General features: G+C 50.7%; 12 protein-coding genes, 2 rRNA genes and 4 pseudogenes. 13 read left to right on the forward strand and 5 right to left on the reverse strand.

Features of this window, described 5'->3' with window-relative positions:
• The first annotated feature begins 37 nt into the window (after nt 1-37).
• The 10 genes from DO97_RS02305 (at nt 38) to DO97_RS02345 (ending at nt 8,250) form a co-directional block, all read left to right on the forward strand.
• Nucleotides 38-259: a DUF4327 family protein gene (locus DO97_RS02305; RefSeq protein ID WP_036530813.1), complete on the forward strand. Its 222-nt coding sequence runs from the start codon at nt 38-40 to the stop codon at nt 257-259.
• A gap of 289 nt (nt 260-548) precedes the next feature.
• Nucleotides 549-887 (forward strand): STAS domain-containing protein, encoded by a 339-nt coding sequence (locus DO97_RS02310; protein WP_036530814.1) that lies wholly within the window; start codon nt 549-551, stop codon nt 885-887.
• A 70-nt stretch (nt 888-957) separates the two neighbouring features.
• Nucleotides 958-1,119 (forward strand): hypothetical protein, encoded by a 162-nt coding sequence (locus tag DO97_RS24785; protein WP_156120393.1) that lies wholly within the window; start codon nt 958-960, stop codon nt 1,117-1,119.
• A gap of 85 nt (nt 1,120-1,204) precedes the next feature.
• The gene (locus DO97_RS24790) at nt 1,205-1,393 is read left to right on the forward strand and encodes an ATP-binding protein (protein WP_204368431.1); all 189 of its coding nucleotides are present in this window, start codon (nt 1,205-1,207) and stop codon (nt 1,391-1,393) included.
• Entirely contained in the window at nt 1,377-1,547 is a 171-nt protein-coding gene (locus tag DO97_RS24795; RefSeq protein WP_204368432.1) for an ATP-binding protein, read from the forward strand. Before DO97_RS24790 ends, DO97_RS24795 begins: the two co-directional genes overlap by 17 nt.
• 125 nt (nt 1,548-1,672) lie before the next feature.
• Nucleotides 1,673-3,565, forward strand: a complete 1,893-nt coding sequence (locus DO97_RS02325; RefSeq protein ID WP_052128291.1) for a PP2C family protein-serine/threonine phosphatase — start codon at nt 1,673-1,675, stop codon at nt 3,563-3,565.
• Nucleotides 3,566-3,672: 107 nt separating this feature from the next.
• Nucleotides 3,673-5,361 (forward strand): CHAT domain-containing protein, encoded by a 1,689-nt coding sequence (locus tag DO97_RS02330; RefSeq protein ID WP_036530817.1) that lies wholly within the window; start codon nt 3,673-3,675, stop codon nt 5,359-5,361.
• 165 nt (nt 5,362-5,526) lie between these two features.
• Nucleotides 5,527-6,153, forward strand: coding sequence for a hypothetical protein (locus tag DO97_RS02335; protein ID WP_052128292.1), 627 nt, complete (start codon nt 5,527-5,529; stop codon nt 6,151-6,153).
• A gap of 294 nt (nt 6,154-6,447) precedes the next feature.
• Nucleotides 6,448-7,665 (forward strand): DUF790 family protein, encoded by a 1,218-nt coding sequence (locus DO97_RS02340; protein ID WP_036530876.1) that lies wholly within the window; start codon nt 6,448-6,450, stop codon nt 7,663-7,665.
• Nucleotides 7,666-7,929: 264 nt separating this feature from the next.
• Nucleotides 7,930-8,250 carry a hypothetical protein gene (locus DO97_RS02345; protein ID WP_036530818.1) on the forward strand — a complete coding sequence of 107 codons (321 nt, stop codon included), beginning with the start codon at nt 7,930-7,932 and terminating at the stop codon, nt 8,248-8,250.
• A 91-nt stretch (nt 8,251-8,341) separates the two neighbouring features.
• On the opposite strand, the pseudogene DO97_RS02350 reads toward DO97_RS02345, so the two are convergent.
• Nucleotides 8,342-9,305, reverse strand: a pseudogene (locus tag DO97_RS02350) (orange carotenoid protein N-terminal domain-containing protein).
• A gap of 457 nt (nt 9,306-9,762) precedes the next feature.
• Between DO97_RS02350 and DO97_RS02360 the strand changes: the two are divergent.
• Nucleotides 9,763-10,326: an SMI1/KNR4 family protein gene (locus tag DO97_RS02360; RefSeq protein ID WP_036530820.1), complete on the forward strand. Its 564-nt coding sequence runs from the start codon at nt 9,763-9,765 to the stop codon at nt 10,324-10,326.
• A gap of 96 nt (nt 10,327-10,422) precedes the next feature.
• Here the strand turns inward: DO97_RS02360 and DO97_RS30005 are convergent.
• Nucleotides 10,423-10,560 (reverse strand): annotated as a pseudogene (locus DO97_RS30005) (IS256 family transposase); the annotation flags it as partial.
• A 244-nt stretch (nt 10,561-10,804) separates the two neighbouring features.
• On the opposite strand from DO97_RS30005, the gene DO97_RS30010 reads away from it, so the two are divergent.
• On the forward strand, nt 10,805-11,338 hold the full coding sequence (locus DO97_RS30010) for a transposase (RefSeq protein WP_072016324.1): 534 nt from the start codon (nt 10,805-10,807) through the stop codon (nt 11,336-11,338).
• Nucleotides 11,339-11,426: 88 nt separating this feature from the next.
• Here the strand turns inward: DO97_RS30010 and DO97_RS25690 are convergent.
• Nucleotides 11,427-11,570, reverse strand: a pseudogene (locus tag DO97_RS25690) (IS256 family transposase); the annotation flags it as partial.
• 126 nt (nt 11,571-11,696) lie between these two features.
• Between DO97_RS25690 and DO97_RS22800 the strand changes: the two are divergent.
• A pseudogene (locus DO97_RS22800) lies at nt 11,697-11,970 on the forward strand (transposase); the annotation flags it as partial.
• A 147-nt stretch (nt 11,971-12,117) separates the two neighbouring features.
• Here DO97_RS22800 and rrf read toward each other — a convergent pair.
• Both rrf and DO97_RS02380 read right to left on the reverse strand, forming a co-directional pair.
• Nucleotides 12,118-12,234, reverse strand: a 5S ribosomal RNA gene (gene rrf, locus DO97_RS02375).
• Between the two features lie 74 nt (nt 12,235-12,308).
• Nucleotides 12,309-12,544 (reverse strand): 23S ribosomal RNA (locus tag DO97_RS02380); the annotation flags it as partial.

A 12,544-nucleotide genomic window follows, 5' to 3' on the forward strand; every position in this document is an offset into this window, starting at 1 on the left:
AGTCCTTCTATCGCTCAGCAAGTTTGAGAAGGTTCTTATGATTCAATCTGTACAGTACTCCCTCAATGTGATTCAAGAAGAGGCTCGCCACCTCGTGCGGAAGGGAGCACTTAGCCGCCAACAACCCATTTACACCCTGTGTCAGTATATTCCAGCGCGGGAGTGGGCGTGCGTCGAAGGTGAATTAGAGCGCTGTGATATCCTGCTCAGAGACCGGATTGGTGATCTCCTGGGCCGAGAAGACTGGGATGATGACTAAGTGCTAAGTAACTCAGCAGCCGGATAGCAATCCTGTCCCTCAGATATTGGCTAGGGAGGAACGGTCTCCTCAGTTGTCGTGTCTCTCAGGGAAGCCTTTTTCTGGCGATCGCCCTCACTCAAAACTGTTGTTGGGTGAACTTTGTGTCGATTCAAGCACTCTCTTCCTAATAGATCACCGAAGACGGTTTTATCCCAGCCCCGACGGTAGCTGGCTATTAAGTCATGGGAACTGTTACCATCACAGAGTTGTAGCGATCATGTAGGTCTCGCGGTAGGAGTCAACGAGCATGAGTCACCATATCAAAATTGTTCAGCCCTCCGGCATTTTAGACAGTAGCAAAGCGAATCAATTACGTCGGGACATTGGCGATATTGTGGCATCGGGTGTCGATACGGTGTTGATGGATCTTCGGGAAGTCCCCTTTATGGACAGTTCAGGACTGGGGGCTCTGGTTTCCGCTCTCAAAACGATTCGGGCCGCAGGGGGTGAACTCTATATCTGCTCCATCACCGATCAGGTGAAAATGTTATTTGAAATGACGCGCATGGATCGCGTCTTTACCATACTTTCGGATCAGGAAGAATTCAAAGCAAAATTTCAGGGAGTTCTGGATGAGATCGGGTGATCCTCTCTGCTCTTCTTTCCCCCACGCCCAAGAGGCTGGTGGGGTCAGTGTTGGGAATAGAAACAGTGCAATGGCTATTAGGTGTGCAGCTCCTCTGGAGCTAGGCCAATCGGGAAACCATCACGGCTGGGTGCAGATGTCAAGAGCCATCATTGCCGGTAACAGTAACACCCTCCTAGAACCCGAAACCCATTCATCCTTGACAGAAGAGTATGCAACCCCCGAACTCTGATGAGTTAAAAACTCTAAGACGAATTCATCTCAGAACGCTTACGGATGCAACAGTTTCTCATAAGATTTTGGCCTGGTTTGAAGATTTGAATCAGCCACCCATTACCGACAAGCGAATTTGGTGGCAGTGTCAAACCGTCTTTAAAGAAGCCTTTGATAATGTGATTGATCATGCCCATAAAGACCTACCCCTAGATACTCCCATTGAGATTGAAGCCGTGCGAACGGTTCACCAAATTGAACTTCGGATTTGGGATTTTGGACCCCCCCTTTGACTTACTCCAAAAACTCACCGATATGCCAGAACTAGATGTCAATGAGGGAGACCATGGGCGGGGACTAAAAATTATTCAAAAGATTGCAGATCATCTCAGCTATACCCGCACCAGCGATGATCGCAACTGTTTTCTATTTATCAAGAACTATTAACTTTTAAGATCCACGGCCATCAGCGTTGCCAAGGTTCCGTTGGTCGCAGGTGTCAAAACAGATGGCACTATTTATAGGGAGTGGGATGACGACAGAAATCATCAAAGGCTACGCTGGTATGGCATATGCAGAGTGATACCACGATCCTGTACTGTTCAAATCCTGGTTGTCAGGTTCCCAACGCCGAGACTGATGCGGTTTGCCAAAGCTGTCAGACCCCACTGGTCAAACGCTACCTCTGGCAGCTTGGATCAACTCCCCCCCGTTGCCAACCGGGAGAAGTGGTTGGAGATCGCTACCGCTATCTCAGCGATCGCATCTATTTAGAAACCCAACCGGGGCGGCCCCCCTTTGCTCCGGTGGAGGTACCCTCCGAGATTGAAACCTATTTGCGGCTGATTCCCTATCATCTGCATCTGCCTCAGGTCTATGGTTTACTGGCCCCCAGTTTGCCCGATCAGTGGCTCTTAGAGCATGTTCCCCTCTATGCGGCCCATCTCTCCGATCTCCCCCAGGAGAAGATCCCAGTCTCCCCACAGCCCACGGTAAAACTACGACCCCAACTGAGCGATCGCTGGGGGATGGCCTCAGCATTGCGACAGTTAAATTGGCTGTGGCAGATGGCTAACCTCTGGCAGCCGCTGCGGGAGGCAGGGGTGGCCAGTAGCCTCTTCAACCCAAAACTGCTGCGAGTGGAAGGCTCGTTACTGCAACTGTTAGAACTCCAAGCAGACCCCGCAGCGACCTCCCTATCGGCCCTAGGGAGTCTATGGCAATCCTGGCTACCCGCCACCAACCCAGAAATTGCCCCCTGGTTCACCCAACATTGTCAAACCCTAATCACCCAAGCAGACATTTCCCCAGACTGGGTAGTCGAGCAGATTGATCAACAACTGCGTGGGATTGGCAACCCTCACCCCTTCCGGCTGCAAATGGCGACGGCCACCGATCAAGGGCCGAGTCGTCATCGCAATGAAGATGCCTCTTACCCCGAAGGGGGCAGTTTTGAGGTCACGAACTCAGATCCCGATCGCGCTGCGACCCAGCTACTCCTTGTCTGTGATGGTGTTGGGGGGCACGAAGGGGGAGGGATTGCCTCGCAACTGGCGGTGGAGTGTATCCATAAGCAGTTACAGCCATTACAATCTGCTCACCAGTCCTCTGAGAAAACGGATGTCCAAACGGTGATTTCAGCCTTAGATGCTGCGGTACGGTTGGCGAACGATCAAATCAGCGATCGCAATGACCGTGAGCAGCGCCAAGACCGCCAACGGATGGGCACCACCGTGGTGATGGCATGGCTCCAGGCACCGGAACTGTATATTACCCATCTGGGAGATAGCCGGGCCTACTGGATTCGACCCACCAGCTGCCATCAACTAACCTGGGATGATGATGTGGCTTCTCGGGAGGTGCGCTTGGGCTACGCCCTCTACCGTGACGCTCTGCGGTGGCCTGCCGCTGGTTCTTTGATTCAAGCCCTCGGAATGGGTAGTTCCAGCCTCCTCTATCCAACGGTGCAGCGGTTTATCTTAGACGAAGAGAGTCTGTTGCTCCTGTGCTCCGATGGCTTGAGCGATAACGATCGGGTAGAGCAGTACTGGGAAACCGCCCTGTTGCCGATTTTCACTGGGGCGATCGATCTAAAGACGGCGGCCCGCCAACTAATTGACTTGGCAAATACCCAGAATGGCCACGATAATGTCACAGTAGGACTTTTGCACTATCAGCCTCATGGGAATGCCTCCGATGCTGCCCCCCCCGTGGTGAGTACGACCTTTCCCTCTCCGCAGTCTTTTAGCATGGTGCGATCGCCGCTCTCCCCAGCTCAACGCTCAAAACAATGGAATTTGCGATGGCTGCTTCTCGGTACAAGCTTAGTGCTCGTGGGGTGGGCGAGTCTGTTGATCAGCCTCACGTGGGAAACCCTCAAATCCAAACTCCAGAGTCCTCCCCTGCCAACCTCCCCGGTTGTCCTCCCCTCCTCCGATATCTCCCCATCCCCAGCACCCCATTAGAAAAGGCCGCGGCTAAGGATTCCCGCTGTCTAGGCGGCCGAAGTCTTCTCAAGACCAGATACACTGGAAAAGTTAGTGCAGTCAGGGCTATGGGGTAACCATTCTGAATGACCTGGTCTGAGATTCCGTGCCTGAGTCTGGCAATTGACCAACTTGTTGCTGCCGAGGAGAACCACTTTGCAATCTGGGTACTCAAAGCTCCCTATCCTGGGGGCTATGTTCACCATGACTGTTTCTGGACTGAAAGTCTGACCCAAACCTGTCAAGCTTGGCAGGAAATGTTTTCCCTAAAAGAGCCCAGCCTTCCCAGTCTCGCCCCCACCCTGATATCCCATGGAGAGGGAATTCCCCCTTCGGGCGGGTTTCCCGCTGCTGGCTATGCGACCAGCTACAGTAGTCGGCTAATGCAGAATTTAGGGATTAGCCTCTGGCAATGGTTATTTGAGGGGGCAATTCAGAGTAGCCTTGATCAGAGCCAGGGGATTGCTATGGGCCAAAACAAGCCCTTGCGAGTGCGCCTGGAGGTCCGGGCTCCGGCTCTGATTGCCCTCCCCTGGGAAATCATGCAATCTCAGGCCGGTAAGCAAGCAATTTCTCTCAGTCAACAATTACTCTTCAGTCGTACCACCAGTGATGTTGATCCCCTACCCTTACTGCTAGCGGATCAAGCACTCCGAGTGCTCTTGGTTTTGGGCGACAACCCCAAACCAGAACCCGGTCGTCCGGCCGTCAACGGTGCTGAGTCCAACCCCGGGAATCTCTCCATCCTGAAGTTAGAGCAGGAAGCCGCTGCACTTGTGCGCATCTTAGAAAGCTGTGGCTTGCCTAATAACACAGCCGAAGCAATGATCGCTACAGCTCCCTGTCAGGTAGACACCCTGCTGCAACCCACCGCCGCTGAACTGATAGAGCGGCTGGAAACTGGCTCTTACAATATCCTGTTTTACTCAGGACATGGCATTCCAGGGCCTGATGGTGGACTCCTATTTTTGCAACCCAACACAACGCTGAATGGCACAGAGCTGGCTCAGGTCTTAACTCGATGTCGGGTAACCCTTACTGTCTTTAATGCCTGCTGGGGTGCCCAACCCGCCCAAAACAATGCCCAAGCCATTCCCCGCAGTAGTTTGGCCGAGGTGCTGATTCACCATGGTGTTCCCGCAGTTTTAGCCATGCGTGACTCTATTGCCGATCAGGAGGCTCTGAGCTTTATTCAGGCATTTGCCCAAGCCTTAGCAGAGCGGCTGCCCATTGATCAAGCAGTTGCTGTGGCGCGCCAGCAGTTGTTGACCTTGTACAAGTTCAACCAGCCAGCTTGGACCTTACCAGTACTCTACATGCACCCAGAGTTCAACGGTGAGTTGATTCAACCCTTAGAAGAGGGCATGACAGAACTACCGGAGAATTCACCCACTCGCATTGGCCGCCGGACTCCGAATGCTTATATTCGGCTGGTCAGCACCCCTGTTAAAGTCTGGTCTATCCGAGATGGCTTCATGCGTGTGGGTCGTCGGGATGAAAATGACTTGGTGATTCCTGAGCAGTGGGTTTCTCAACGCCATGCGGAAATTTTTTGCCGGGAAAGCTTTACAGAAGGTCAACCCAAATACACCTACTTCTTGAGAGATTTTTCTCGCTATGGCACGCTTTTGGGTGGGCCAGACCAGTGGCAAAAAATTCACCATCAGGAGGTTCCCCTACTCTCTGGGATACAGCTGAAATTCGGTAGTTCCCGAGGGCAGACGGTGGAATTTATTGTTGAAGGCACTACCCCATCCAGCCAGGAACAGGAGTAGATACTGACCCCTTGCGGAACAGAGAATTTCGGAGCTGTAGATACCCCCTAGGGTAAGCCAAATATACGGCTGGTGCAGGCATCAAAGTTCTGGTTTCGATACTATCAATGCTTTAGAAGCTACCAATCCCCCGAGTCATCTTTATTGCACTGAGGAACTACTTTTATGGTGAGTCGTCAACCATCTCCCCCTGGAGATTTTGAGTCTTCTTTGTCCCAGGTTGAACAGGAGTTAATGGCTGCACTCCTGCATTCTGATGTTATCTACCCCTGGAACCCAGCCGCTCCCGATGCAGATGCCTACTTAGATGCCCAACAGCAGGCATTTGTCCTGCCTGAAGGGGAGGGGATGGAGACCAAGACATCGCAATTTTTTGACTATCTTGATCAACTCTGGAGCAGCATTGCTGCTGTTGATGCCTCGGTGCAGAAAATCGAAGCGAAGTTGGTGAAGCGCTTTGCCGTTCGTGTACCTAGGGCGATTCTAGAGACGATTTCCCAAACCCTATGTCAGAGCTTGTCAACTAGTCTCTCCCTGGCTGACCGTCTGGTAGAGTGCGCCCAGGAAGTTCTCCCTCAGTGGAATGTAGAAGACTTACAAGTACTGGCTCGTCCCTTGGCCTATGCCATGCGGGGGATGGAAACCGAGGTAATTGATGCGGCACTCCGGGTTGTTCGACCTCTGTCTTGGACAGATCTGACTGAAATTGAGCAGGCTCGATTGAGTCTGGCGATCGCTCGATATGCCTTAACCCAAGTCACCCTTGATCCGGAAACCCACTCCACTTTCTGATCGACTCGGCAGCGATCACAGGAAGTTTGCATTAGGAACCCCAATGCCCAATCTGTTCGAGTTATCACCGCCGCTTCCCCCCACTGAACTGTTTGAATCATGGGCGACCGGGAGCGGCATTTTCATTGAGGGTATGACCTCCAGTGGGCATCAAACACCACCGCACACCTGGTATTAACCAGCGGATCAGTGGGTGGGATTACTCCAGGGTGAGGCAGAACGGCTGGGTTCAGGATCCCAAGGATTCACGCGTCAAAGTTAAAAAGTGAATTGGCTGCCCAGGAACCACTCCCGATGCTACCCACCGATCTGTTGATCCATCGCCATCGCGGTGAGGAACTAACCCCCATCCGTTTACCGATCAATGACTCGAATTTGGCGATCGCCACCAATGTGATAGCCCTGTTTCGCCAAGCCCAACATCAGACCCAGGGAGAACTCAACCGCCAACTGCAAGAACTGGAAGGGGACAGTCCCAACTACCGCATCAAACGGGGTTTTGCCCACCTGCTCAAAAGTGCCCACTGTACCTTTGAAATTCTCAGCCCCTTAGAGCCAGAACCCCTACGGCAAAGAGTCTTTAGCCTCGCAGCCCAGACTACCCCCAGTCTTCAAGCGACTCCCCAAATCCTCCAACAGGTGGCTGAGAAGTTAAGTCAGGAACTCGGGCGAGACGTTCATCCCGAACAGATTCGGACTGGTCTCTATGCGGATCTGGCTGAAAATCGGATGCTCACCCAATTCCAAGAACCCACCCCGGAGTCCCTGCTGCATCGTTATAACCTGGCACAGGTGCAGGGGATTTTCTACCGGGCCAGTCACCTGATCCTGAATGTCCACCGCAATGACCCCGGTGAGTATAAGCTGCTGTTTCGCTATCTGAAGCTGTTTCAACTCATGGCCTACATTGAAGGCGATGCCGATCATGGCTTCACCGTCACCATTGATGGCCCTACCAGCTTGTTTAGCCCCAGTACTCGCTATGGTTTGGCGATCGCCAAACTGATTCCAGCCTTGCTTCACGTCACCAAATGGCATTTGACCGCGACGCTGCAAATTAAAGATGCCTATACCCAAAGGCAGAGGACACCCCACTTTACCCTCGAACCAGATGCCGATTTGGTTTCCCACTATCCACCGGGCAAACCCTACGACAGTATGTTGGAGCAATCCTTTGCTGAACGCTGGCAAGCTCTGAAAACAGACTGGGTTCTGGAGCGAGAAGTGGATTTAATTCCTATTCCTGGTAGTGTGATGATTCCTGACTTTCGGCTGGTACACCCAGATGGCCGTAGCTTTTTGCTGGAAATTGTCGGCTACTGGCGACCGGAATATTTGCAGAAAAAATTCTCCCAGGTACGGCAGTCTGGCTGTAATCATCTGATTCTGGCAATTTCTCAACGGCTGAATCTAGAAAAAGCCGGGGTCAAGCTCGACAACGTGCCGGCTCACCTGATTTGGTTTAAGGATAAGTTAAACCCGAAGGAGGTGCTGGCGGCGATCTCACCATAATGGTTGATATTTCAACCCAGAAAGCCGCTTCTCCGAAGATTAAGTAAAGGTTAATTAAAGATCATATAAATGCAATCAAAAAGCCGCAGCTCTGATAAATAGAGGGGCTAGGATTATGGATCGTTGCAGTTGTATTTAACTAAAGCTGCGATCGTCACCAGTGTTGATACACAGGCCGAACGGCTCCCAAACAAAGCCATGTCGGCAATTGGTGCTTCCACTGTTTAGTTAACCGTACCCACACCATCTGAACAGGAGGTAACAATGATTTTTTCTTTGGAGGTTGCAAAACGGGCGCTTGTGGACGCTTGCTACGACCGCGATGCCTATTACGGTCGGGTTCTCCTTCGCAACTTACCCACTCAAGCACTGGGTACTCTACTGGCAGAATTGCCAGCCGTCAGCGAATGGTTAGCCGACCTCCTAACTGAGGTCGAGTTTATCGAAAAGGGATTGGAAATCTACCGCTGGAAAATTCGCGCCTTGCCCCAGTCAGAACGGGAGTATCTCTGTAGGATGCTGTTCCAGAGAGTGCCTTCGACGCCAGAGGCTCAAGTCTTTGCCCTGCTTGAGTTGCTGGACTAAATCGGATGCTCAACTAGGAGGATGTTGGGAAAGCAGACTTTTCCAACATCCTCAGACATTATTTGCAGTAGCGACAGACGACGCTGAGACTCTAACGGCGCACGAGGTTAAGCAATTCCTTGGGGGATGCGAGCAGGTCAACGGCCACAAAGAAAATCTTACCTTGGGGATCCAGTAAGAATCGCCAAGCGATATTCATCCCAACACTGGAACCAAACCAGGGGGGTTTGAACCTTGCCTGTCACCTTGATTGGTATATAACCTTCTTCGGTGGCTTCAACTATGCCCCGCTCTGGCATCATCTTCAAGCCCGGACATTCTTCTCGCATATAGGCAAGAATGGCTTCTTGACCCACAATCGGTTTTTGGAAAGGAGGCTGCAGGGCACCATTCGCAGCAAATAGGTTGACCGCTCCTTCGAAGTCGTTGGCATTCATGTTATTGATATAGCCCAAGACGGTGGGGTGGTTAACTCCTTCGATGCTAATTTGAGTCCGGTTTGCCACGGCAGTCGGAGCAATGACCGGATCGACTACTTTTTTGTAACTCCCCGGTGCATTGGGGTCAAATCCCATATCGACGACAATGTTCCGCAGGATCGTAATTTGTTGGCCTGAATCGGCATTGCGGATGGCCGTTAGCACGGTATTCGCCTGAGAGGACAGCTTGTAACCCTGAGGAATGGGGGGAACCAAACCTGCCTCCATCCATTCTCCCAATTGATTCCAAAAGCCTAGCTTCAGGTTCATGCTGAAGGCGGCATAGGAACGACAGATCGGTGTGTCGGCACGGTTGACTAAATCGCACATTACCTGGGTCTGAGCAGCCGGGGGCATTTGCTTAATTTGCTCCAGAATCCCTTGGGCAAACATCATATTGGCTGCACCGGGGGCGGCAACGGTAATGGTGCTCCCCATCTCGGTATAAGCAAACCAGATTAAAGCCAGTTGATCCTCAGCACTAAGTTGATTAAATGCTTCAACCGTAGATGGAACCAGGTTAGCAACCTGAGTACCAGCAAAAATAGACTGGGCAGATTCGAGGGTAAATGGCATAGGAAAAAGTTTCCACAATGAATGACAGAGAATTGCTCAGAAATCAAGAGGCCCAAAGCTCGAACCGTGATCTACTCCTGAACCAGTCACATCACCACCGCGACATCAAGACCATTGCTCCCAAAGAGCGCAGCCCATCGATGTCGAGGACAGTCGTGCAAGAGTCAGAATTCCATGAGGGAGATCAGTTCACTCTACCGAGGAAGCTAAAGTAAACTTTGTTTAAGAAATATAACAAATATTTTATGAGAGTGCAATCACTCTGGTATTACAGGACACATTATTTTTATTTCAACCATAGGATACGCTAAGGGTGCAGCCTATTGGTTCTTGTGGGCTGGGTTCTAGGATGGCAACGACACGATAGAAGCTTTCTCTGGTGAAGAAAATTACAGTTGCCCCCAAGAGTGCCCACGGATCCGTGGCAATGAATAGGTGTTGATATTGAGAGAGAAGTATGCAAGAGATTTGGGCACGGATAGAATCCTGGCTAGCTGCCAATGCACCACAACTTCTCGACACATTACAACCAGGAGCTTCTGAGACTCAAATCAAAGCAGTTGAAGCTGTTCTCGGTATTCAATTTCCGAAAGAAGTCAGGGCTTCTTATCGTATTCATAATGGGCAGTCAGCTTATGACTATGGTCTTTTAGACGGGCACGAGCTGCTATCTTTAGAACGCATCCAAGAAGAATGGAAGATCTGGAAAGATTTGCTCGATGGCGGGGATTTCAACGGTGAGAAAAGTGATGCCGATCCTGGTATTCGCTCTGATTGGTGGAATGCCCAATGGATACCCCTGACCTATGACGGTGCTGGCAATCATGATTGTCTAGACCTAAATCCAGGCGAAGGGGGCAACCGGGGGCAAATCATTGAAATGTGGCACGATGCTCCAGAGAGGGTAATTGTTGCATCAAGTTTTCGGGAGTGGTTAGAGCAATATGCCACGGGGTTGGAGTCGGGAGAGTTTATTTTTTCTGAGGAAGGCAACGGCATCGTCAATGCAGATGATCTGTAGTATTGAGCATCCACACTCGATATTGGGCGATCGCAGTCAGGTAAGCAAAAACCACCACCAAGGATATGTCAAATAGTTTGTGTCAAGGTCAGACATCTATAGTGGGAGGCGATCTCCAAACTCAATGGCGAATCCGTTGAAAGCAGGCTTCCAATCTCGAATTGGCATCGTCCATTTTTTGACAATATTTAGAATAGCTAGATAAACCACTTTTATTTGAAGGCCCTCTTCGCTGGTTTACAAAACCAGCAAGCAGCAAGAGGTAGAAAAGTTGTGAGCTTGTCATGAAAATGCAGTCTAACAACTGAAGTGGTCCCCAAAAACTGGACAGGGAATTAAGCTCTGAAGCACTCAAAAGAGGATAGGAGTAGTTCATGAGTAACAAACGTAAACATACACAGCCAAGGTCGCGCTAGAAGCGGTTCGGGGCGAGAAGACGACATCGGGTCAGCAGCAAAGGCTTGAGTATTGGAAAAGCATTAGAGACGTTGAACCTAGTAACCTTGTTTTTGTTGATGAAATGGGTGTCCTGCTGGGTCAAATGCGGACAATGGGCAGAAGACTTAAAGGTCTTAGAGCCTATGCCATCAAAGCATTTTATCGAGGCAAACGAGTAACAGTCATGGGAGCAATGAGTCACAATCGAGTCCTAGCGCTAGAAACCTTAGACCATTCCATGAAAGGGGATGACTTTCGTCACTTCATCAAAATGCAGCTCGTTCCCAAATTATGGAAGGGAGCTGTCGTCGTGATGGATAATCTGCCTGTTCACAAAGTGGAAGGGATTCAAGACATGATTGAATCTGCAGGGGCTCGAATCGTTTACCTGTCTCCTTATTCGCCAGAGTTTAATCCGATTGAGCATCCATGGTCGCAACTCAAAAGCTTGCTCAGGCGCGTTTGTCCAAAAACTTGGGAGGCGGTCGATAAACTGCTCAAGCTGGCAATACAACTCTCCAACCCTAGGCACTTTCACAATTGGCTTGCCCACTGTTGCTACTGTGTCTCTTAGTTGCGCAAAGCGCTGTAGGCAAGAATGGCTTCTTGACCCACAATCGGTTTTTGGGCTTGGAAGGGGACTCTTGAGCCTGCCGCTCTTCCATGTGAGTGGTCATTTCAGCGTCCAAGCAACGTTCGACCAGGGCTTTGGTCAGTTGCTTGAGAATGCCATCTTCTCCCAGTAGGTCTTCTGGGCTTCGGTAGTATTTGAGGAGGATATCAAGAACTTCAGGAGGAAAGGTCATAGTTGTGATGTCTTTGGTTCAGTAGTTCATTAGATCTAATTTCCTGACCTTTGACACAAACTAATTTACAATCCCAACTACTTTACAAATCCGCGAGAACGAGGACTGTGTAACAGCGAAATTATGTTGTTGCCCTTGTGTGCCTACTTGCGCTTCTGCTACGGCCAGTGCAGTGGCATCAGCTTTGTCGATTCCACCAGCCTCAAGGTTTGCCATAACTGCCACATCAAAGCATAGAAGGTGTTTGATGGCTTGGCAGGCGGGGGGTAAAACCTCGGTGGATTGGTTCTTTGACTTCAAACTGCACCTAGTGGTGAATCACCGAAGATTGCTGCTCCAGCGGCGGGCCATCATTGAGTCGGTGATTGACCAACTCCAGAACATTTCCCAGATTGAACATTATTTTGCCTTCGGATCCCATTCCCGCTTTTTGTAAACACCACAAGCAGCAGGGAATTTACCCGTTCCAGATTAAAATTTTAATGCGTTTACCCTGCTAAAAACCCCTACCTATTTAAGATAGGCAGGGGTTTTTAGATTAAGACTAACCTGGCATCGAGCTATTTTTGCAGGAGGCAACCCTCCAACTATCTTTGCCGCAACAGCGTTTCACAACTGAGTTCGAGATGGGTCAGCGTGGGTCCACCGTGCCATAGACACCAGGAAACTTGTAGAGTTTCCTGAACCTCAGGAACCCTGAAGGCTGCATAGTCACTTGTCGTTGTTTCACCAATGTATGAGGTCAAGCCCTCGGTCTATTAGTACTTCTCGGCTGCATCCATCACTGGACTTCCACCTGAAGCCTATCAACGGGTGTTCTTCCCGTGACCTTACTGGGTTAACCCCATGAGAGCACTCATCTTGAGGTGGGCTTCCCACTTAGATGCTTTCAGCGGTTATCCACTCCGCACTTGGCTACCCTGCGTTTACCGTTGGCACGATAACAGGTACACCAGCGGTGCGTCCCTCCCGGT

It is taken from the genome of Neosynechococcus sphagnicola sy1 (assembly GCF_000775285.1).
Taxonomy (GTDB): Bacteria; Cyanobacteriota; Cyanobacteriia; order Neosynechococcales; family Neosynechococcaceae; genus Neosynechococcus; species Neosynechococcus sphagnicola.